The sequence below is a fragment of the Streptomyces camponoticapitis genome (genome assembly GCF_014646115.1).
Taxonomy (GTDB): Bacteria; Actinomycetota; Actinomycetes; order Streptomycetales; family Streptomycetaceae; genus Streptomyces; species Streptomyces camponoticapitis.
In genome coordinates this window covers 294,849-317,995 of record NZ_BMMV01000006.1, presented here as the reverse complement: position 1 = coordinate 317,995, position 23,147 = coordinate 294,849, and the positions used below count along the sequence as shown (strand labels likewise).

Sequence of the window (23,147 nt, the reverse complement as noted above, 5' to 3'; positions counted from 1 at the left end):
AACCGTCCCTCGATCGCCGCAGGCCCGGCCCTTGAGGGGCCGGGCCTGCGAGTGGCGCCACCGCGGCCCCCGGCGGTCCGGGGGCCGTACGTGTCAGGGACGGCTCGTCAGATAGCCGCCCATGGTGGTGAAGTACTCCGTCGCGGGCAGCTCCCGGCCGTCCTCCGTACGTACGCGCGTGATCGCCAGACCGTGGTTGCGGCCGGTACGGGCGTCGGCCCCGGCGACTATCACCACGCCCTCGCCCTCGCGGTAGAAGACGCGGCCCGGCGTACCGCCGTAGCGGCCCTCGGACACCACCGCGGCGAGGACTTCGAGCCGCTTGCCCTTGTGGAAGGCGAAGGCGCTCGGGTACGGCTCCGACTGGGCGCGGACCAGGCGTTCGAGGTCCTCCGCCGGCCAGGTCCAGTCGATGCGGATGTCCTCGGCGGACCGCTTGTGGAAGAAGCTCGCCCGCGAGCGGTCCTGCTTGGTGAACTCCGTCTGTCCGGCCGCGATGAGGCCGAGCGCGCCGATGGTGACCGGCGCGATGAGGTCGACGGTCTTGTGGAAGAGGTCGGTCGCGGTGTCCTTCGGCCCGACCGGAACCGCCTCCTGCCGGACGATGTCGCCGGCGTCGAGTTCGTCGTCCATCATGTGCGCGGTGACGCCCACTTCGGGTTCGCCGTTGATCAGGGCCCAGATGAGCGGGGAGAAGCCCGCGTACTTCGGCAGCAGCGAGTCGTGGATGTTCAGGGTGCCGTGCCGGGGCAGGCCGAAGATCCGCGGGGGGATCCAGGTCCGCCAGTTGTTGGCCACGATGATGTCCGGGTCGGCCGCCTTGAGGCGTTCGAACAGCTCCTCGTCGTCGGGGCGGTTACGGATCAGCACCGGGACGCCGTGCTCCTCGGCGAGGTCGGCGACCGAGTCGCTCCAGATCTTCTCGTACGCGTGCTCGCTCTTGGGGTGCGTCACGACCAGCACCACGTCGTGCTCGGAGTCCAGAAGGGCTTGCAGGGTGCGGTGGCCCCAGGTCTGGTAACCGAACATGACGACCCGCATGGGGGTTCCTCCTCAGAGCAGGGAATGACCGAAGGTAGTTAAGCAAGGCTTACCTTAGTGTGCAACTGGCCTGCCCGGCGGCCCAGTCGGCGGGCGCCGACGCCCGGTGCCCCACTCGACAGCCGTGCGGGATTAGCTTAGGCTCACCTAAGTTCAGGGTGGGATCGCTTCCTCGGCGTGCCCACCTTCTGTGTGTTCTCACGTACCCCCACGCCTGACAGGCGGCTTCCCCCGTATGAATGGGAGTGACATGTCACAGGTTCTTCCTGGCGACGCAGCACCGGTCTACGACCTCATAGGCATCGGCTTCGGGCCGTCCAATGTGGCGATGTCGATCGCGGTCAGCGAGCACAACGCACGCGTCGGCAGGCAGGAGCCGGTCACCGCTCACTTCTTCGAGCAGCAGCCGCGCTTCGGCTGGCACCGGGGGATGCTGATCGACGACGCGACCATGCAGGTGTCCTTCCTCAAGGACCTGGTGACGCTCAGGAACCCGACCAGTGAGTTCAGCTTCCTCTGCTACCTGCAGAGCAAGGGGCGCTTGATCGACTTCATCAACCACAAGAACCTCTTCCCGCTGCGGGTCGAGTTCCACGACTACTTCGAGTGGGCCGCCGCCAAGGTGGACGACTCGGCCTCCTACGGCCACGAGGTCGTCGGCGTCACGCCCGTGGTCCGTGACGGGGCCACGGAGTATCTGGACGTCACCGTCCGGTCGGGCGAGGGGCTCGCGGTCCACCGCGCCCGCAACCTCGTCATCGGCACCGGGCTGCGTCCCCGGATGCCCGAGGGCGTAGAGCGCGGCGAGCGCGTCTGGCACAACTCCGAACTGCTCAAGCGGGTGGACGAGTTGGAGGGCTCCTCGCCCTCCCGCTTCGTCGTCGTCGGCGCCGGTCAGAGCGCCGCCGAGAATGTCGCCTACCTGCACCGCCGCTTCCCCGAGGCCGAGATCTGCGCCGTCTTCTCGCGCTACGGCTACAGCCCGGCCGACGACAGCGCGTTCGCCAACCGGATCTTCGACCCCGAGGCCGTCGACCAGTACTTCGCGGCTCCCGAGGACGTCAAGGGCCGGCTCATGGACTACCACGGGAACACCAACTACTCCGTGGTGGACATCGACTTGATCGACGACCTCTACCGGCAGATGTACCGGGAGAAGGTCCTCGGCACGGAGCGGCTGCGCTTCATCAACGTCTCCCGGCTGGTCGACGTGAAGGAGACGGGGGACAGGGCACGTGCCACGGTGAAGTCCCTCGTCACGGGCGAGGAGACCTTCCTGGACGCCGACGTCGTGGTGTTCGCCACCGGTTACGGCCCCGCCGACCCCGTCGGTCTTCTCGGCGAGGTCGCGGACCGATGCCTGAGGGACGACGAGGGCCGTGTCCGTGTCGAGCGCGACTACCGCGTCGCGACGGATCTCGGTCTGAGCTGCGGCATCTATCTCCAGGGCGGTACGGAGCACACGCACGGCATCACGTCGTCCCTGCTGTCGAACACCGCGATCCGGGTCGGTGAGATCCTGGACTCGCTGCTCGACCGCGCGGCCAAGTCCGCCCCGGGCGCCGCCCGCCAGCCCGCTCGTGGGGCCTGAGAGGCCCGACCGGGCAAGCTCTCCTCGTAGATCAAAGGGATAACGTACGGCGACATGAGCACGACTGCGGTTGGGCGCCCCATACCCAAGATGAGAACAGAGGCCCGTCGGCACCGGGCCCTGGGGCTGGGCACGTTGGTGGTGATCCTCCTGGTCGTGGGGGTGGTCTCGCTGGCCGTCGGTGCCCGCGCGCTGAGCCCCACCGAGGTGTGGCACGGGCTGTTCGCGGCGCCGGAATCCGACCAGCGGCTCACCGAGATCAGACTGATCGTGCACACCGTGCGGGTGCCGCGGACCGTGCTCGCGATCGTGGCGGGCATCGCCCTGGGGGTCGGCGGGGCGCTGATCCAGGGGTACACCCGTAACCCGATCGCCGACACGGGCCTGCTCGGGGTGAACGCCGGCGCCTCGTTCGCCGTCGTCACGGCGATCGCCCTGTTCGGGCTCACCGACCCCTTCCAGTACGTCTGGTTCGCCTTCCTGGGGGCCGGTGTCGCCGGTGTCGTCGTGTTCGGTCTTTCGAGCATCGGCAGAGGGGCCGGCAACCCGCTGACGCTCGCGCTGGCGGGGCAGGGGGTCACGGTGTTCCTCGCGGCGATGACCACGGCGATCTCCCTCTCCTACCAGAAGTCGCTGAACGCGCTGCGGTTCTGGAACTCGGGTTCCGTGTCCGGTGTGGGATTCGGCGTCATCTGGCCGGTGACCGCGTTCATCGTGGTCGGGCTGGTGCTGGCGCTGACCACGCTGCCCGCTCTCAACCTGCTCAACCTCGGTGACGACGTGGCGCGCGGGCTGGGTGTGAACATCGCGCTGAGCCGGACCGTCGGCATCGTCGCCATCACACTGCTGGCGGGCGCGGCGACGGCGGCGTGCGGGCCCATCGCGTTTCTCGGGCTCATGGTGGCCCACGTGGCGCGCTATCTCACCGGGCCGGACTACCGCTGGCTGGTGCCGTACGCGGGTGTGCTCGGCGCCCTGATCCTTCTTGTCAGTGACACCGTGGGGCGATTGGTGGTGCGGCCGGGCGAGTTGGACTCGGGCGTCGTCGTCGCCCTCCTCGGCGCCCCGTTCTTCGCGGGCCTCGTGTGGCGTGGAAAGTTCAAGAGCTCATGAGCGGGACGGAAACGGGGACCGGCGCCCGGACCGGCGGCCCGGAAGACATCGGGACCGACGTACGGCACGCGAGGCGGTCGGTGGCTCAGGGCGCGCGCCTGGGCCGGATGTCGTTCGTGTGGCGCCCCTGGATGGTGCTGGTCACGCTGCTGCTCGCGGGGGCGGCCTTCCTGGTCTTCTGCGTGTCCATCGGCGTCGGCGACTTCCCCATCGGCCTCTCCCGGGTGATCGCCACGATCCTCGGCCGGGGTGAACAGGTCGACGAGTTCGTGATCATGGATCTGCGCTTGCCGCGTGCTCTCGCCGGCCTCGTCGTCGGGATCGCGCTGGGGGTGTCCGGGGCGATCACGCAGTCCGTCGCGCGCAATCCGCTGGCCAGCCCGGACATTCTGGGGATCACCTGGGGCGCCGGCGCGGTCGCGGTGTTCCTGGTGACGGTGTCGAGCGGTACGACCGAGGCGGTCGTCAGCTCCGTGGGCTTGTCCGCGGCGGCGCTCGGGGGCGGCCTCGGTACGGGACTTCTGGTCTACTTCCTGGCGTGGCGGCGCGGGATCGACGGCTTCCGCCTCATCCTCATCGGCATCTCGGTGAGCGCGGTGATGCAGGCGATCACCACCTGGCTGCTGGTCAAGGCCGACATCAGGGATGTCGCGCGGGCCCAGGTGTGGCTGGTCGGCTCGCTCGACAACCGGTCGTGGGACGACGTGCGGGTGGCGCTCTGGTGCACGCTCGTCCTCATGGCGGTCGTCGCGGCCGCCGCTTTCCAGTTCAAGCCGATGCACCTCGGCGACGAGGTCGCCGCGGGACTGGGGGTGCGGTACACGGTCGTACGGGCGGTTCTGCTGCTGTGCGCCGTTCTGCTGGCCGCGGTGGGCGTGAGCGTGGCGGGCCCGGTCGCGTTCGTCGCGCTGGTGGCGCCGCAGGTGGCGATGCGTCTGATGCGAAGCCCGACACCGCCGTTGATGGCCTCCGGCCTGGTGGGCGCGTTGCTGCTGATCGGCGCGGACCTGGTCGCGCGTGCGGCGCTGCCGATCACGCTCCCCGTCGGTGTGGTCACCGCCGCGATCGGCGGACCCTTCCTCGTCTATCTGCTCGTGAGGGCGAACCTCAGACAGACAGATAGATGATAAAAAGGTTAGGCAAACCTAATAAGGGGGGCTTGTGGCTGCTCAGTACATCACCGAGACAGAGACCGGGTCGGAGGCCGGCTCCGGGATCGGCTCCGGCGCCGACGAGGTCGTACGGCTGGCAGCCAGAGGTGTCACGGTCGGGTACGGCGGCCGGACCGTCATCGACGGTCTCGACGTGACGATCCCGCCCGGAGTGATCACCACGATCATCGGCCCCAACGGCTGTGGCAAGTCGACCCTGTTGCGCACCCTGACCCGGCTGCTCAGGCCGGCCAGCGGGACGGTCGTGCTGGACGGCGAGGACATCGCCCGGCTCAGGACCAGGGACGTGGCGAAGAAGCTGGGTCTGCTTCCGCAGGCGCCGGTCGCGCCCGAGGGGCTGACGGTGGCCGACCTGGTCGCCAGGGGGCGCCATCCGCACCAGAGTTGGCTGCGGCAGTGGTCGTCGGACGACGCCGATGTCGTCGAGCACGCGCTGGCCATGACCGGGGTGGCCGATCTGGCCGAGCGTCCGGTCGACTCGCTGTCGGGCGGGCAACGCCAGCGTGTCTGGATATCGATGACGCTGGCCCAGGGCACCGATCTGCTGCTGCTGGACGAGCCGACCACCTATCTGGATCTGGCGCACGCGATCGACGTGCTGGACCTGGTGGACGATCTGCACGAGTCGGGGCGCACCGTGGTCATGGTGCTGCACGATCTCAATCTGGCGACGCGTTACAGCGACAACCTCGTCGTGATGCGGGAGGGGGCGATCCTCGCGCAGGGGCACCCGCGTGACGTGATCACCGCCGAGCTGCTGCACGAGGCGTTCGGGCTGCGGGCCCAGGTGATCGACGCGCCGGTGGGCGACAGCCCGATCATCGTGCCGCTGGGCCGCACGCACGTCTGAGGCCGGTCATTCGGCTCGGGCCGAACCGCCGTGGATCCGGCCGGCGTTGGCGTCCCCCGGGGCAACCCAAGGCGAGGTAAAGAGAATTCTTTGGTTAGGCTAGGCTAACCTCACCAACGCAGGTTAAGGTTTGGCTGCCCTAAGACAAGGGTGCAGCGGGTAGCGCGAATGCAAAGGGACTCCGGATGCTTCTCCATAGAACGACGCTCGTGACGCCGTGGCGGCGACTGGCGGCGACACTGTCCGCCGCGGCGCTCGGTGTCGGCCTCCTCGCGGGATGTGGTTCCGACGACTCGGCGGACAAGACGAGCGACGACGCCCCCGCCGCCGCTTCCGGCGCTTTCCCGGTCACCGTGGAGCACGCGTTCGGATCCACGGAGGTCACCAAGGCCCCGAAGCGGGTCGTCTCCGTCGGCTACACCGACGACCAGGCCATCCTGGCGTTCGGTATCAAGCCGGTCGGCATGGTCGACCAGTACCCGAACCCGGCGGGCAAGTCCCCCGACATCAACACCCAGTGGCCCTGGGTGAAGGACAAGTGGGGCGACGCCCGCCCCGAAGTCATCATGAAGAACGGTGACTCGGGCCCGAACTACGAGAAGATCGCCGCCCTGCGCCCGGACCTGATCATCGCGGTCTACTCCGAGATCGACCAGGCCGCCTACGACAAGCTCTCCAAGATCGCCCCGACCGTGGGCCGTACGAAGGCCGAGAAGGAGCCCTTCAGCGCCCCCTGGCAGGACAACGCGGTCCACATCGCCAAGGCGCTCGGCAAGGAGGACGAGGGCACCGAACTGGTCCAGGGCATCCAGGAGAAGCTCGACGCGACCAAGAAGGCGTACCCCGAGTTCGCCGACCAGACCGCGGTCGTCATCTCCTGGTACGAGAACGCGATCTACCCCTTCACCTCCACCGATGTACGCGGACAGCTGGTGACGGGCTCCGGGTTCAAGTACCAGACCAAGATCGACGACATCGCCGGCGGCGACTTCTCGACCGAGCTCTCGCCCGAGCGCGTCGATCTCATCGATGTCGACCGCATCTTCGTGGTCAACGACAAGGCGGACACGGAGGCGTTGAACAAGTCCGAGCTGTTCGCCAACCTGCCCGCGGTCAAGGAGAAGAAGGTGTCGTACCTGCTGGACAGTGAAGGCCCCGCGATCGGCGCCGCCATGTCCCAGGGCACCCTGCTCTCCCTGCCGTACGCGATCGACGAGCTCGTCAAGTCGGTCAAGTAGAGATGACGACGGTGGTCAACCTGTCCCGGTCCCTGTCCCTTTCGCCGTCCGGCCCGGTCGCCGGGTGAGCGCCACCGGCACCCCCGTCGCCCCGGAGACACCGAGTACGGCGACACTGCGTACGGCGAGCGGAGGCGAGGCCACCCGGTGGGTCGTGGCGCACTGCCGCGAAACGCCATGGCTGACGCTCGCCACCGTCCTCACGACGGTGGCGGGCGCGGCGCTCCAGGTGCTTCCGGTGCTGCTGCTCGGCCGGGTGGTCGACGCGGTGGTCGAAGGCGAATCCCGCTCGGTCCTGGTCACCGTCGGAGTACTGATGGGTGCCGCCGCGCTGCTCGGCGCGGCGGCCACCGCCGCATCGACCTATCTGATCGGCCGGCTGGGCGCGGATCTGCTCGCACGGCTGCGGGAACACGCGGTCCGGGCGGTCCTGGGAATGCCCAGCGCACGGGTCGAACAGGTGGGCAGGGGCGATGTGTTGTCCCGCGTCGGCGACGACGTGGCCGTGCTTTCCAGAGGCATCCGGACGGCCATCCCCACCGTGTTCTCGGCGGGCGTGCTCGTCTTCATCGCCACCGTCGGCATGTTCGGACTGGACTGGCGGCTCGGCCTGGCGGGCGCCGGCGCCCTGCCCGCGTACGCGCTCGCCCTGCGCTGGTATCTCCCGCGGTCCGCCCCCCTCTACCGGAAACAGCGGGTGGCCCAGGCCGACCGCGCGCAGGCGCTGATCAGCGGACTGAACGGGATCGACACCGTACGGGCGTACCGCCTTGAGGAGTCCGTCCGCGAGACCGTGACCCGTGAGTCCTGGCGGGTGCGCGATCTCGGTATCGAGGTGTTCCGGTTCTTCGGCCGATTCGTCGGCAGGGAGAACCGCGCCGAGTTCATCGGGCTCGTCCTGATCCTCGTCGTGGGGTACGCCCTGCTGGAGGCGGACGCCGCCAGTCTGGGCGAGGTGTCGGCGGCCCCCCTGATGTTCCACCGGCTCTTCACCCCGCTGGGCGCCATCATGTTCACCTTCGACGAGGCGCAGAAGTCGGGCGCGAGCCTGACCCGGCTGGTCGGGGTGCTGGCGGAGGACACGGAGGACCGGCTGGTGGGTGACCGTTCGGTCGCCTCCGCCCGGTCCGCGCCGTATCCGGTGACGGTGGAGGGGCTGACGTTCAGTTATCCCGACACCGACGAGCCGGTCCTGCGGGACGTCAGCCTGACGATTCCGGCGGGCGGTTCGCTCGCCCTGGTGGGGGCGACCGGCGCCGGCAAGTCCACCCTGGCCGCGCTGATCGCCGGTATCGGGACCCCGCAGGCGGGGTCGGTGCGCATCGGGTCCCACGATCTCGCCTCTCTGGACGAGGCGGGCTCCCGCGCCCTGGTGAGCATTTTGACGCAGGAGACACATGTGTTCTCCGGTCCGCTCGCCGACGACCTGCGGCTCGCCGCGCCGGAGGCGACCGATGCCCAACTCGTCGACGCGTTGCGGACGGTCGGTGCCGGAGCCTGGGTCGACGGGCTGCCCGAGGGGCTGCACACCCTTGTCGGCGAGGGCGGCGAACGCCTGGACGTCACCAAGGTCGCCCAGATCGCCCTGGCCCGGCTGGTGTTGAGCCGGTCGCCGGTGGTGGTCCTCGACGAGTCGACCGCCGAGGCGGGCAGCGAGGGCGCCGCCGAGCTGGAACGGGCGGTCCTGGCCGCCTGTTCGGGCCGCACCACGCTCTTCGTCGCGCACCGGCTGACCCAGGCGATGGCGGCGGACAGTATCGCGGTGCTGGACGCGGGGCGCGTGGTGGAGCGTGGCACCCACGACGAACTGGTGGCCCTGGGAGGCCGGTACGCACGACTGTGGCGGGCGTGGCGAGAAGGTAGCTAGGCCGCCTTGATTAGGCGAGCCTAAGTTAGGTTAGGCTAACTTTCATGTCTGGAAGGGATGCTGAGTCTTCGATGATGGAACCGAGCGCTCGTCTCGTACTGCTCTCCGCCGCGAATCTGGCCGACGTACGCCGACGGGCCGGTGACTACTCCGACCGGACCATCGCCGAAGCGTGCGCCGTCGGCCTGTCGTACTGGGCGACGGGCGGAAGCCCCGACGGTATGGACCTCACCCCCGGCACGCTGTTCGCCGATGTCCTCGGCCGGGTGGACAACGGCGGCGCCGCGCCCGGCGGTTGGAGGACCGGCCCGGACGGCACGGGTGCCTGGACCGTCGCCGTTCCCGACGGTGTCACGCCGGCCGACGCGCAACTCGCCCTGGACGACCTCGCCGACTTCCCCGACCGGCCCCTCGGCACCATCACCCCGTCCGGCGCGGCGGCGCGGATTCAGGCCCTGACCGAGTGGAACGACACCACCGCCGACCGGCACCGCCCCACCATCGTGGAGATGTTCCGCGAGCAGGCGCGTACCAGGCCGGACGCCGTCGCCGTCGTGGACGACAACCGATCCCTGACATACCGTCAGACAGCCGAGCTCTCAAGCCAGTTGGCCCACCGTCTGATCGAACGCGGGCTCACCGCCGAACAGGTCGTCGGCATCTCCCTGGGCCGCTCCGCCGAGATGGTGATCGGGCTGCTCGCCGTGCTCCAGGCGGGCTGCGCCTTCGTCCCGCTCGATCCGCAGTGGCCCGCCGCGCGCCGGGCCGTCGTTGTCGAGGACGCCCGGGTCGTACTGCAACTCGACGCCACGGGCGAGCCCGGTTCCGGAGAGCCGGAGGCAGAGGCCGTCGACCTCGACGCCTGGAAGTACGGGTCCTACCCCGCCGATGGCACCGGAATATCCGTGTCCGGCGCGGCCCTGGCGTATGTGATCTTCACCTCCGGTTCGACCGGCCGCCCCAAGGGCGCGATGATCCGGCACGAGGCGATCAGCGAGCGCCTGCTGTGGCAGATCAACGAGATCCTCGGCTTCGGCCACGACGACGCGTCCCTGTTCAAGGCCCCGTTGTCCTTCGACATCTCCATCAACGAGATCTTCCTGCCCCTGGTGTCCGGCGGCAGGCTCGTCGTCCTGCGCCCCGGCGGCGAACGCGACCCGCACCACCTGCTGAGCGTGATCGCCGAACAGCGCGTCACCTTCACCTACCTCGTGTCGTCCATGCTGGACGTCCTGCTGGAGATGGCCGGCGACTCCGGGCGCCTCGACAGCCTGCGCCATGTGTGGTGCGGCGGTGAGGTACTGACCCCGGAGCTCTACGAGCGCTTCCGCACCAAGCTCGACATCCCCCTCTACCACGGCTACGGCCCGGCCGAGACGACGATCGGTGTCTCGCACGTCATCTACCGGGGCGAGGCGGAACGCCTGTCGACATCGATCGGCAAGGCCAACCCCAACACCCAGCTGTACGTGCTCGACGACGAACTGCGCCCGGTCCCCGTCGGGGTCGGCGGCGAACTGTACGCGGGAGGCTTCCTCCTGGGACGCGGTTACGTCAACGCGCCCGGTCTGACGGCGTCCCGGTTCGTGGCCAATCCGTTCGCCGGCGACGGCTCCCGGCTGTACCGCACCGGCGACCTCGCCCGGTACGCCCCCGACGGTTCGCTGGACTTCCTCGGCCGGGCCGACAACCAGATCAAGATCCGCGGCATGCGGCTGGAGATCGAGGACGTCGAGGCCGGTCTGGCGGAACACCCCGCCGTACGGCACACCTGCGTCGTCGCGAAGAAGAACGCGGCCGGCGGCACCTATCTGGTGGGATACGTGATCCCGGCCGCCGGGAGCGAGGATCTGCGGGCCGAGCAGGTCAAGGCATGGGCCACCGAGCACATGGTCGAGTACATGGTGCCCGCCCACACGGTCGTCATGAAGGAGTTCCCGCTCACCGCGAACGGCAAGCTCGACCGGAACGCGCTGCCCGAGCCCGTGATCGGTACGGGCGCGGTCGTCCCGCCCGCCACCGAGGACGAGCGCGTGGTGTGCGAGGCGGTCGCGGGGCTGCTGCGGCTCGAAGAGGTCGGAGTCGACCAGGACTTCTTCCAGCTCGGCGGAGACAGCATTCTGGCGATCTCGCTGCTGAGCGCGCTGCGCGAGGCGGGCCTCTACGTCACGGCCCGGCAGATCTTCGCCCACAGCAACGTACGGGCGCTGGCGGCGGTCGCGAGCCGCGAGGACGTCACCACCGTGGACCACCGCGACACTCCGACCGGCCCCGTCGTGGGATCGCCCGTCGTGCAGTGGCTCGGCGAGACCACGGACGCGATCGACGGCTTCGTCCAGTCCGTGGTGCTGAACGCACCGGCGGACCTGACCCCGGAAGCACTCGACACGATCCTCGCCGCCGTCGTGGCACGTCACGACATGCTGCGCGCCAAGCTGGTACGTGGCGACAGCTGGAGCTTCGACATCCCGCAGGCGGCCGAGGAGACCGGCCAGGGCGTCACCGGATGGCAGGAGAGCGGCCTCCCGCTCGACGAGTGCGTCGCACTCGCCACCGACGGGCTCGCCCCGGACAACGGCGTGATGCTGCGCGCGGTCTGGCGCCGCGAGGCGCGGCAACTGGTCGTCGCCGTCCACCACGTGGTGGTCGACGGCGTCTCCTGGCGGATCCTGATGGACGACCTCGCCACCGCCTGGCGCCAGTTCAGCTCCGGCGCGCGGGTGGAACTGCCCCCCGTCGGCACCTCGTTCCGCCGCTGGACCCAGCTGCTGGAGCGCGCCGCCTTCGACGCGGACAGCTCCTACTTCCGGCGTCCCCTGCCGGGAGCCGACGGACCGCTGAGCACGCGGGCGCTGTCCGGGGACGACACCGTCGCCCGTGAGCGTACGAGGACGGTCACGGCCGGACCCGAGGTCACGGCCGCGCTGCTGGGGGAGATCCCCGCGAAGTTCCACGCGGGCGTCAACGACGTCCTGTTGACCGCCCTCGCCGTCGCCCTCGCCCGGTGGCGCCGCGATCTCGGGCAGGACCAGAGCTACGCGCACATCGAACTCGAAGGCCACGGCCGTGAGGGGCGGTTCGTCGCGGGATCCGCGGGCTTCGAGCCGGAACTCTCGCGCACCGTGGGCTGGTTCACCACCCTCTTCCCGGTGACCGTCGACCCCGGCACGGCGGACGACTTCACCGCGCCCGGCTATCTGGCCGCCGCGCTCAAGGCGGTCAAGGAGGACCTCGCCCACGTACCGGACAACGGCGTCTCCTACGGCGCGCTGCGGTATCTGGCCCGGTCCGAGTTCGACGCGCCCGCGCCGCAGGTGCTCTTCAACTACCTCGGCCGCTTCGACGCCGGAGCCTCCGGGGACTGGCAACTGGCCCGCACGACAGGGCAGTTGGGCGAGAAGCGCGACCCGAGGATGCGCCTGCCGCGCGCCCTGGAGTTCAACGCGATCGCCGAACCGTCCGCCACCGGCGAGTACGAGCTGGTCACCACCGTCTCCTGGCCCGACGGAATGTTCCCCGACGAGTCCGTCTCGGCCCTCGGCGAGTACTTCCGGGGCGCCCTCACCGGGCTCGCCGCACTCGACGAGGGCGGCCACTCACCCAGCGACTTCCCCCTGGTGCCGCTCACCCAGGCCGATGTCGACGACCTCGACGGCCCGGCGCTGCGGGACATCCTGCCGCTGACCCCGTTGCAGGAGGGCCTGTACTTCCACTCGGTCTTCGACGACGACTCGACGGGCAGCTATGTCGAGCAGCAACTGCTCACGCTGGACGGCGACGTGGACGCCGACAGGCTCGCGGCGGCCGCCACCCGTCTGCTCACCCTCTTCCCCAACCTGGCCGCACGGTTCACCGCGCTCGCCGACGGCCGCGTGGTCTCCGTCCTGGAGAGCGGTGTGGAAGCGCCCTTCACCACGCTGGACCGCCCCGGTATCACCGAGGACGAAATCCGCGACCACGCCGAACGGGACCGCCTCGCCGGATTCGACCTGGCCACCGGGCCGCTGATGCGCTACACGCTCATCCGCGCCGGCGCCGGCCGTGACGTCCTGGTGCAGACCGTGCACCACATCATCGCCGACGGCTGGTCGGTACCGCCGATGCTGCGCGCGCTGCTGGCCGAGTACGACGCGCCGGGCACCGTCCACCCGCTCGGCGGCTTCTCCGACTATCTGAGCTGGCTCGCCGGTCGTGACGAGGACGAGAGCGACCGGGTGTGGCGCGAGGAGCTCGCCGGGCTGCCCGGCCCGTCCCTGGTCGCCGAGGGGCACACCCCGTCCGACCGGTTCGCCGACACGGCCGTGGTCCCCGGCGCGGACGGCGACGACATCGACGCGGCCGTCCGGTCCGCCGGCGTACCGCTGAGCGCGGCCGTGCACAGCGCCTGGGCGGTGACGCTGGGCGGCATTCTGGAAACCAGGGACGTCGTGTTCGGCTCCACGGTGTCCGGGCGGGACGCGGAAGTGCCCGGCATCGGGGACATGGTCGGACTGTTCATCAACACGATTCCCGTACGCGCCCGCTGGACAGCCGCCGACACGGGACGCGACCTGCTCGCCGCCGTCCGGGAGCACCAGAGCGCGGTCCTGCCGCACCAGCACGTCTCACTGGCGCGGATCGGCCGACAGGCAGGCGTCGGCGCCCTGTTCGACACCCTCGTGGTGTTCGACGTCGCGACCGACGTGGACGCGCTGCGCGGCCCCGGAGACGGGCTGGGCATCACCGCCATCGTCAACGAGGGCGCCCCGCACTACCCGTTGACCCTGGTCGTGGAGCGCACGGGCGACGGACGCCCGCGCTTCAATCTGATCTACGACGGTGAACTGCTGCGGGAGAGGGGCGCCCGGGCGATCCTGCGGACGTTCACCCGGACCCTCACCGGCCTGCTCGGCCGGCCGGACGCCCTTGTCACCGAGGCGGCATCCGGGACCCGGCGGCTCCCCGCGCCGCTCACCCCGACGACCCTCGGCGGGCTCTTCGACGCCGCCGCGGACCGTGACCCGGCCGCCACCGCCGTCACCCAGTGCGCCCTGGACGGCGGTACGCGCTCCCTGACCTACGGCGAACTGTCAGACGCCAAGGACGAGTTGGCCTCGGTCCTGCGTGCGGAGGGCGTCGGCCCGGGCAAGCGGGTCGCCGTCGCCGTCCCGCGCTCCGTCGAGCAGGTCGTCGCGCTGGTCGCCGTCGTCACCGCGGGCGGCGCGTACGTACCGCTCGACCTGGCGTACCCGGACGAACGGCTGGAGTACATCCTCGCCGACGCCGCTCCGCAGGTCGTTCTCGTCGACCGCGAACAGCGGGACCGCTTCACCGGCCTGCTCGCCCGCGCGGGTGTGCCCGCCCGCGTACTCGTGCGCGGGGAGGAGCCGGGGGAGGCACCGCCGAGCGGCGCCGAGACCGGCCCGCCCGCGTCAGCGCCGGCCGGCCGGCACGACCCCGCGTACGTGATCTACACGTCCGGATCGACCGGCAGGCCCAAGGGTGTTGTCGTCCCGCACTCCAGCGTGGTGTCGCTGCTCGCGAACACCCGGCCGGACATGGACTTCGGCCCGCGCGACGTATGGGTGCAGTTCCACTCCTTCTCCTTCGACTTCGCTGTCTGGGAGCTGTGGGGCGCGCTGGCGCACGGCGCCGAACTGCTCGTGCCGGAGTACGGGCTGACCCGCTCCCCGGTCGACTTCCACCGGCTGGTCCGCGAGCGCGGGGTGACCGTGCTCAACCAGACACCTTCGGCCTTCTACCAGTTCATCGAGGCCGACCGGCACGCGGACGAACCGGTCACGGCCCTGCGCCGGATCATCTTCGGAGGCGAGGCACTGGACCCCGGCAGGCTGCGCGGCTGGGTCGAGCGGCACGGCACCGGCTCGCCTGAGCTGGTCAACATGTACGGCATCACCGAGACCACCGTCCATGTCACCCACCGGGTCCTGACCGACGAGGACTTCGGCCCCGGCGACGACGTCAGCCCGATCGGCGGCCCGATCCCCGGGCTGGTCACCCATCTGCTGGACGAGTGGTTGCGGCCGGTGCCGCCGGGCCGGGTGGGCGCCATCTACGTCGCCGGGGACCAGGTGTCGCTCGGCTATCTGGGCAGGCCCGGCCTCACCGCGGGCCGGTTCGTGGCGAACCCGTTCGCGGACGACGGCTCCCGGATGTACCACACGGGCGACCTCGCCCGCCGCACGCTGGACGGCGAGCTGGAGTTCACCGGCCGCGCCGACGACCAGGTGCAGCTCAAGGGCTTCCGAATCGAGCTGGGTGAAGTGGAGTCCGCCGTAAGGGAATTGGACGGTGTGGTCGATGTGGCCGTCACCGTCGCGGACAGCGGCGACCATCTCGTCGCGCACGTGGTGGGCCGGGTGCCCGGCGATACCGCCGGTCTGCTGGCCACGAAACTGCCCGCGCACATGCTGCCCGGCCGGGTGCTGACCGTCGACGCCCTGCCGCTGACGGTCAACGGCAAACTGGACCGTAAGGCCCTGGCCGAGCGCGCCGCGCAAGCCCCGGCGCGGCCCCAGGCCCGGACGCCTGCCCTGACCGGATCCCCGGCCCAGGACGGCACATCTCCGGCGCCGACCGATTCCGCGCTCGCCGCTCTGGTCGGCATCTTCGCCGACACGCTGCCCGGCGCGCTTCCCGGCACCGCCGTCGACGCGGACACCGACTTCTTCATGGCCGGGGGCGACAGCATCGTCGCCATCACCGTGATCAACCGGGCGAGGGCTCTCGGCCTGCCGATCGCGCCCCGTGACGTGTTCCTCTTCCGGACCCCGCGCGCCCTCGCCGGACATCTGGCCACGCGCGCACCGCGGGCCGAGGCGCCCGCGCCCGCCCGCCGGGAGGACGGCCCGTTCACACCGACACCGATCTTCCTGCGCCAGCGCGAACTGGGCGGATCCCTCGACCGGTTCGCCCAGGCCAGAACGCTGGTCGCGGCGCCGGGCACCGGCTTCGCCGACGCGCGGCGCGCCGCGAACGCCGTCGTCGCGGCGCACCCCGTACTCCGCCTCCGGCTGCGTGTCGAGCACGGTGTGTGGGCACCGCGCACCGAACCCGCCCGCGAGGTCACCGTCCTGCGTGCGGACACCACCGACGCGTCGGCCGCGGCCGACGAAGCCGCCGGACGGCTCGACCCCGAGGCCGGTGACGTCGTCGCGTTCTCGTGGCTGGAGGCGAGCCGCACCCTGGTGGTCACCGTCCACCACACCGCGGTCGACTCCGTCTCCTGGCTGGTCCTCCTCGACGACCTGGCCACCGCGATGAGCGGGAGGGAACTCGCGCCGCCCACCACCTCGTACGCCGAGTACGCCGAAGCACTGGCATCACGGTCGGTCCAGGAGATCGACGGTCTCGGCCACTGGATCAGCACACTCGACGCCCCCGCGCTGCTGACCGAGGTCGGGAGTCCGCGCGAGACCACCGTCGTACTGCCGCCCGCTGTGAGCGACCTCGTGACCCGTACGGCGCCCTCGGCGCTCGGCGTGGGTCTCACCGAGTTGCTGTGCGGCGCCCTGCGTACCGCGCTGACACACATCCAGCCGGCGCCCACCGATCTCGCGATCGAACTGGAGCGGCACGGCCGGGTCCCCGCTCTCGACCACCACGACTACAGCCGTACGGTCGGCTGGTTCACGTCCATCGCGCCCGTACGGCTCACGGCGCACACCGACCCGGTCGCGGCGGCACGCGAGGTCGCCGAGCGCCAGCCCGACGAGCGCGGACATGTGGCGTACGGCCAACTCAGGTACCTCAACCCGCAGACGGCCCCGCTGCTCAACTCCCGCCCGCAGGTGCTCTTCAACTACCTCGGCCGGGGCGGCGAGTCGGCGGCCCCGCACCTCACTCCCGGCGATCAGGGCAGCCCGTACGCCGTCGAGGTCAACGCCTGGACCGACGAGACCACCGGGTCCCTGCACGCGGCCTTCACCCTCACCGACGGCATCCCCGACGAGATCACCGGGCACTGGCTGAGCGCGCTGGAGCACGTCGCCGACGCCGCCGCGACGGCCGAGCGCACGGCGCCTGTCACCCCCCTCCAGCGGGGCCTGTTCTTCCAGGCCCAGATGGCCGGCCAGGCCGGCCACTACGTCGCGCAGAGCTACTTCACCTTCGACCGGCGACTGGACTCCGACGCGCTGGCCGAGGCCATGGCGTACGTGATCGCGCGGCATCCGGTCGTGGGCGCCGGCTTCACCACCGACGACGACGGCAACCCTGTCCAGATCCTCAGGGCCGGCCGCCGGGCCGCGGTCCGCACCGTCCAGCTGTCCACGGACGCCGAAGTCGACGCGGTGCGCGAGAAGGACCGGGACACGGGATTCGACCCCGGCGAGCCGCCGCTGATCCGGCTGACCGTGGTGCGGCTGCCCGGCGAGCGGGACGGCCTGCTCCTGAGCTACCACCTGCTGCTGTGGGACGGCTGGTCCCGCGAGATCCTGCTGCGGGACCTGTTCGACGCCTACGAGGCCGTCGTCGCGGGCGAGCCGCTGGACGCCTCCCCGGCCACGCCGAGCTTCGAGGAGTACGCCCGGGCCCTCGATGCCAAGGACGCCGCCGTATCGGAACGCTTCTGGGCGGAGCACCTGGCGGGCCTCCCCGGCCCGACGCTGCTGGCCGGTGTGGCACCGTCCCTCTCGGACGACCTGCCGGACGCGCTCACGCGTACGCTCTCCGCCGAACTCTCCGACCGGCTCCGGGACGCGGCAAAGGCGCACGGCGTCACGCTGAACTCGGTGCTGACCGGTGCCTTCGGCCTTCTCCTCGGCGCGCACACGGGCCGCGCCGACGCCGTGTTCGGTGTGACCGTCTCGGGCCGCGAGGGCGAGGGGCTGTCCGACATCGTCGGCGTGCTCCTCAACACCGTGCCCATGTGGACGAGGGCACGGCCGGACGACTCGGTCCGCGACTACCTGGCGGCCGTGCAGACGGCCAGGGTCGAGGCGATGGAGCACGAGCATCTGGGACTCGGTGAGATCCAGCGGGCCAGCGGGCACGACACCCTGTTCGACAATCTGTTCGTCCTCCAGAACTTCCTGGACATGGACGCCTTCGCCGCGATGAACGCCCGGCACGGCATCGAGTCGGTGAAGGCCGACGACTCCACGCACTACCCGTTCACCTGGGTCGTCACCCCCGGCGACCGGCTCACGGTCAAGCTGGAGCACCGCGACGGCGACACCGGCAACGCCCGCCGTCTCCTGGACGACTATCTGCGCGTGCTCGACGACCTGGCCCGGTCGACCGGTCCGGTGGGCGCTCTGCGGGGGGTCGGGCGCGAGCCCCGGCCCGCCGGGCGCACGGACGTGGGCACGGACACCGTCGTCGACCGGTTCGACCTCGCGGCGGACCGCGATCCGGGGCGGGTCGCGCTCGTCGCCCAGGGCTCCACCATGACCTTCGCGGGGCTCCGGGACCGCAGCCGTGCGCTCGCGGGCGTACTGGCCCGGCGGGGCATCGGCCCCGAGACGACCGTGGCTCTCGCGATCCCGCGCTCGCTCGACTCGATCGTGGCGCTGTTCGCCGTACTGCGTGTCGGCGCGGCCTATGTGCCGCTGGAGCTGGACCACCCGGACGAGCGGATCGCCGCGATCGTCGCGGACGCCCGCCCGGACGTGACCCTCACCGTGAGCGGAGTGTCGCCCCGGCTCACCGGCGACCTGATCGAACTGGACCGCCCGCTGCCCGAGGCGGAGCCGTACACGACGTTCGCACCGGACGACCCGGACCGTCTGCGGCACCCCGTGTACACGATCTACACCTCAGGATCGACGGGCAAACCCAAGGGCGTGGTGACCGAATACGCCGGGCTCACCAACATGCTGATCAACCATCAGCGCCGTATCTTCGAGCCCGTCCTCGCGGAACACGGCCACCGGACCTTCCGGATCGCGCACACCGTGTCCTTCGCGTTCGACATGTCGTGGGAGGAGCTGCTGTGGCTCGCCGACGGCCACGAGGTGCACATCTGCGACGAGGAACTGCGCCGTGACGCGCCCCGTCTCGTCGAGTACTGCCTCGCGCACGGCATCGACGTCGTCAACGTGACCCCGACCTACGCGCAGCAACTGGTCGCCGAGGGGCTGCTCGACAACCCGGACCGGCGTCCGGCGCTGGTGCTGCTCGGCGGCGAGGCCGTCACCCCGACGCTCTGGCAGCGGCTCGCCGACACCGGGGGAACGGCCGGCTACAACCTGTACGGACCCACCGAGTACACCATCAACACCCTCGGCGTCGGCACCTTCGAGTGCCAGGACCCGGTGGTGGGGGTGGCGATCGACAACACCGAGGTGTACGTGCTGGACCCGTGGCTGCGTCCCCTGCCGGACGGAGTCCCCGGTGAGCTGTACGTGTCGGGCATCGGCATCGCGCGGGGCTATCTCGGACAGCCCGCCCAGACCGCGCACCGCTTCGTCGCCTGCCCGTTCGGCGAACCCGGCGAGCGCATGTACCGCACCGGCGACCTCGTACTCCGGCGGCCCGACGGGAACCTGACGTATCTGGGCCGCACCGACCAGCAGGTCAAGATCCGGGGGCACCGGGTCGAACTGGGCGAGGTCGAGGCCGCGTTCGCGGCGCACCCGGCCGTACGGTTCGCCGCCGCTGTCGCCCAGCCCGACCCCCAGGTCGACGGCGCCTACCGGCTGGCCGCGTATCTCGTGCTGGACGGCTCCGACCTTGCGGAGGTCGCCGGCGAAGTCGGCGCCGTGCTTCCGGACTTCCTGCGCCCGACGCACTACGCCCAGGTCGACGGCATCCCGCTGACGGTGAACGGGAAGGCTGACACGAAGGCGTTGCCGGAGGCCAGACCGCTCGGCGCGCTGACTACGGCCCGCGAGCGCGGCCCGGAGACCGAGACCGAGACCACGGTGTGCGAGTTCTTCGCCGAGGCACTGGACCTGGACGACGACGAGGTGAGCGCGGAGAGCGACTTCGTGTCCCTCGGCGGGCACTCCATGCTGGCGGTGCGGCTGATCGGGCTGCTCCGCCGCGAGTACGGACCTGTGGTCACGATCCGTGATCTGCTGACCCTGCGAACCCCGGAAGCGATTGCCCGCCACCTTGAAGAAAACAGCTGACACCCAGCGGCCCCGCCCCGGGGCCGACATCCTCCGCACCGCGCTGCGCCGCAACGTCGGAGCCATGACCCGCGGCACCGTCCTCATGGGCCTGTACCAGGCGGGGGAGACCGCCTTCCCCATCGCGCTCGGCCTGATCGTCGAGCACACGATGCAGGACCGGAGCCCCCGGGCGCTCGGTCTGTCGATCGCCGCGCTGGCCGTGATCATCACGACCGTGTCGCTGTCGTGGCGCTTCGGCATGCGCACCCTGCAGAAGGCCAACACGACCGAGGCGCACCGCTGGCGGGTACGGGTGGCGGAGTGCGGACTCCAGCCGGTGGCCAGGGACGTCGACCTGAAGTCCGGCGAGGTGCTGACCATCGCCACCGAGGACGCCGACCAGACCGCCGACATCATCGAGGTGGTGCCGCTGCTGATCAGCTCCCTGGTCGCGGTGCTCGTCGCGGCGGTGGCGCTGGGCCTGGCCGACATCCGGCTCGGTCTGCTGGTGATCGCGGGGACCGTCGCGATCCTGTCGATCCTGGCCGTGATGTCACGGCGCATCGGCGCCAGTACGCAGGAACAGCAGGCCCGGGTCGCGCGGGCGGGCGCGAAGGTCGCCGACCTGATCACCGGACTGCGCCCGCTGCACGGCTTCGGCGGCAACCACGCGGCGTTCCTCTCGTACCGCGGGGTCAGCTCGGACGCGAAGCGTCAGGCGGTCACCGTCGCAAGGGTGAACGGCGTGTACGCGGGCACCGCGCTGGCCCTCAACGCGGTCCTCGCCGGGGCGGTGACCCTGACGGCGGGCTGGCTGGCGTTCGGCGGTCGGATCACCATCGGGGAACTCGTCATGGCCGTGGGCCTCGCGCAGTTCATCATCGAACCGCTCAAACTCTTCTCGGAGATGCCGAAGTACGTGATGATGGCGCGCGCGTCGGCCGAGCGCATGGCGCTGGTGCTGTCCGCGCCGCCGGTGACGGCCCCGGGGGCGGAGCGCCCGGCCCCGGGCGGGGACCTGGAGATCGACTGCGTACGGTACGGGACCCTGCGTCAGCTCAAGTTCCGGGTGCCGGCGGGCGAGTTCGTGGCGATCGCCGTCTACCAGCCGCGCGCCGCCGCGGACCTCGCGTCGATCCTCGCGGTCAACGTCCCGCCGGACGCGTACGAGGGAACGGTACGGGTCGGCGGCCGGGCCATCACGGACCTGTCGGTCGAGGCCGTCCGCGCGCACATGCTGGTGAACCCGTACGACGCGGAGATCTTCGCGGGCACGCTCCGTACGAACATCGACCCGTCGGGCACCAGCCCGATGGTCCCCGAGGCCGTCGAGGCGTCCATGCTGACCGACGTGGTGGCACTGCACCGCGACGGCCTGGACTACGGCGTCCGCGACCGCGGCGCGAACCTCTCCGGCGGGCAGCGCCAACGGCTCTCCCTGGCCCGCGCCCTGGCCACCGACAGCGACGTGCTGGTCCTGCACGATCCGACGACGGCCGTGGACGCTGTCACCGAGCAGCTCATCGCGCGCAACGTCGCGAAGCTGCGCCGGGGCCGCACCACCGTCGTGCTGACCAGCAGCCCGGCGCTGCTGGACGCCGCCGACCGTGTGCTTGTCCTGGACGACGGGACAATCACCGCCGAGGACACGCACCGGAACCTCCTCGCCACGGACGAGGACTACTGCCTGGCCGTGGCGCGGTGAACGGCCGATAGCGGCCCGGGACTTCGCGAAGCGGTGTCCCGGGCTGTCCTGTCATCCCCGTCGGGCGCACGACGACGGGACAGCCCCTGGGCTCAGCCGAGCGCCCAGGCCACATCCCTGACCAGCGCGTGCCGCCAGCCCACCCGGTCGTGTCCCGACGGCGACCTGGAGACCCGCACGGTCGCACCGGCCTCTTCGACCAGGGTCTCGGTCAGTGAGCAGTGGGGCAGCATCCCCGTCTCGTGTTCCCCCACGTCGAACGCGCACCGCAGACCGGACAGGTCGGGGCCCTCCCGCAGACGCGCCGCGACGGTGCCGCCGACCGGGCCGCCCAAGGGGTCCGGCAGAGCCCTGGCGTCCGGCGTCCACCAGAAGGAAGGGGACTGGCAGGCGATGCGGGAGACCAGGTCCGGGAACTCCAGCGCCGCGTACATCGCGCTCAGCCCGCCGAGGCTCTGCCCGGCGACCACCAGCCCCTCCCGGCCGGCCGGTACGCCGGTCTCCGCGACCAGCGGCAGCAGTTCGTCCCGTACCGCCTCCCACAGCTCGGGCCGGCAGCCGAACTCGGCCTCCCTGTCCTTGGCCGGCAGGAAGACAAGGGTGGCGGGGGGCATCTCGCCACTGGCGACGGCCGAGTCGAAGGCGGCCATGGCCGGGTGCAGATACAGCCAGTCGTCCCCGTCGAGCAGAAGGACCACCGGCCCACCGCCGCCCACCGGGTGGACCCGTACCGTGCGCCGTCCGCCGAGCCGTTCGCTGCTCCAGCGGAGCCGGGTGCGGGGGAGCGGGAGCACGTCATCGCCGCCGACGGCCGGCCAGTGCGGCTGAGGAGGGCTGTCCGGAGTCGCGGCCAGGGACCGGTCACCGCCGGCGCCGTCCGGGTTGAACGGGTCGGCGTACGCGGCGTCTCCCACGAGGAGTTGGTAGGTCACCCGCAGCCGTGCGGGCATGGGCACCTCGGCGTACCAGCAGTCCGTCTCGCGCCATCTGCGCAGGGGAACCGGCTCCGACCAGCTCTCGAAGACTATGCTCGCGGGAGATCCGCGCCACAGGAACAAGGTCAGCCAGCCGCCGTCGTCGGCGGGCACCGGCACGGGCGTACGAGCCGCCGCCCAGAACTCGTCGGTGCCCGGCTCGCCGGACAGTCCGAAAGCCACGAAGGCGTTGTCCTCGTCGGCCGCCAGGCGCATGGACGTCTCCTTGTGAGAGGGAGGGGGAAACGTTAGGCTCCCCTGGAATTAGGCGAGCCTAACCTAACGTTAGACTCCCTTCTGCTGGACCCTAGGAGGCACTGAGACATGAGCACCAACCCCTTCGACGACCCCGAAGGCCGTTTCCTGGTCCTGGTGAACGACGAGGGGCAGCACTCGCTCTGGCCGTCGTTCGCCGAGGTGCCCGGGGGGTGGAGGACCGTCCTGGGCGAGAACTCCCGTGACGCGTGCCTGGAGTTCATCGAGACCCACTGGACCGATCTGCGTCCCCGGTCCCTCGCGGCGTCGACGGACGGCTGACC

At 70.8% G+C, this 23,147-nt stretch carries 11 protein-coding genes; 9 read left to right on the top strand and 2 right to left on the bottom strand.

Translation table 11 applies throughout. From position 1 onward, the window contains the following. Nucleotides 1–93: 93 nt before the first annotated feature. On the bottom strand, nucleotides 94–1,041 hold the full coding sequence (locus IEY79_RS12140) for a methionyl-tRNA formyltransferase (RefSeq protein ID WP_189107418.1): 948 nt from the start codon (nucleotides 1,039–1,041) through the stop codon (nucleotides 94–96). A gap of 250 nt (nucleotides 1,042–1,291) precedes the next feature. On the opposite strand from IEY79_RS12140, the gene IEY79_RS12135 reads away from it, so the two are divergent. The 8 genes from IEY79_RS12135 to IEY79_RS12100 all read left to right on the top strand — a co-directional run bounded on the left by IEY79_RS12135 (nucleotide 1,292) and on the right by IEY79_RS12100 (nucleotide 21,634). Further along, nucleotides 1,292–2,632 (top strand): lysine N(6)-hydroxylase/L-ornithine N(5)-oxygenase family protein, encoded by a 1,341-nt coding sequence (locus tag IEY79_RS12135; RefSeq protein WP_189107417.1) that lies wholly within the window; start codon nucleotides 1,292–1,294, stop codon nucleotides 2,630–2,632. Between the two features lie 54 nt (nucleotides 2,633–2,686). Beyond that, complete coding sequence (locus IEY79_RS12130) at nucleotides 2,687–3,745, top strand: FecCD family ABC transporter permease (protein WP_189107416.1); 1,059 nt, start codon at nucleotides 2,687–2,689, stop codon at nucleotides 3,743–3,745. Continuing rightward, nucleotides 3,742–4,872, top strand: a complete 1,131-nt coding sequence (locus tag IEY79_RS12125; RefSeq protein WP_189107415.1) for a FecCD family ABC transporter permease — start codon at nucleotides 3,742–3,744, stop codon at nucleotides 4,870–4,872. Before IEY79_RS12130 ends, IEY79_RS12125 begins: the two co-directional genes overlap by 4 nt. Before the next feature lie 34 nt (nucleotides 4,873–4,906). Then, nucleotides 4,907–5,767, top strand: a complete 861-nt coding sequence (locus IEY79_RS12120; RefSeq protein ID WP_373292521.1) for an ABC transporter ATP-binding protein — start codon at nucleotides 4,907–4,909, stop codon at nucleotides 5,765–5,767. 185 nt (nucleotides 5,768–5,952) lie between these two features. Then, the gene (locus tag IEY79_RS12115) at nucleotides 5,953–7,005 is read left to right on the top strand and encodes an iron-siderophore ABC transporter substrate-binding protein (protein ID WP_189107414.1); all 1,053 of its coding nucleotides are present in this window, start codon (nucleotides 5,953–5,955) and stop codon (nucleotides 7,003–7,005) included. Between the two features lie 64 nt (nucleotides 7,006–7,069). Further along, nucleotides 7,070–8,872 carry an ABC transporter ATP-binding protein gene (locus tag IEY79_RS12110; RefSeq protein WP_189107413.1) on the top strand — a complete coding sequence of 601 codons (1,803 nt, stop codon included), beginning with the start codon at nucleotides 7,070–7,072 and terminating at the stop codon, nucleotides 8,870–8,872. A gap of 71 nt (nucleotides 8,873–8,943) precedes the next feature. Beyond that, nucleotides 8,944–19,947, top strand: coding sequence for a non-ribosomal peptide synthetase (locus IEY79_RS12105; protein ID WP_189107412.1), 11,004 nt, complete (start codon nucleotides 8,944–8,946; stop codon nucleotides 19,945–19,947). 64 nt (nucleotides 19,948–20,011) lie between these two features. Further along, entirely contained in the window at nucleotides 20,012–21,634 is a 1,623-nt protein-coding gene (locus tag IEY79_RS12100) for an ABC transporter ATP-binding protein (RefSeq protein WP_229700834.1), read from the top strand. A gap of 92 nt (nucleotides 21,635–21,726) precedes the next feature. On the opposite strand, the gene IEY79_RS12095 is transcribed toward IEY79_RS12100, so the two are convergent. After that, nucleotides 21,727–22,824, bottom strand: coding sequence for an alpha/beta hydrolase-fold protein (locus tag IEY79_RS12095; RefSeq protein WP_189107410.1), 1,098 nt, complete (start codon nucleotides 22,822–22,824; stop codon nucleotides 21,727–21,729). A gap of 108 nt (nucleotides 22,825–22,932) precedes the next feature. Between IEY79_RS12095 and IEY79_RS12090 the strand changes: the two genes are divergently transcribed. Continuing rightward, nucleotides 22,933–23,145, top strand: coding sequence for an MbtH family protein (locus IEY79_RS12090; protein WP_189107409.1), 213 nt, complete (start codon nucleotides 22,933–22,935; stop codon nucleotides 23,143–23,145). Nucleotides 23,146–23,147: the final 2 nt, after the last annotated feature.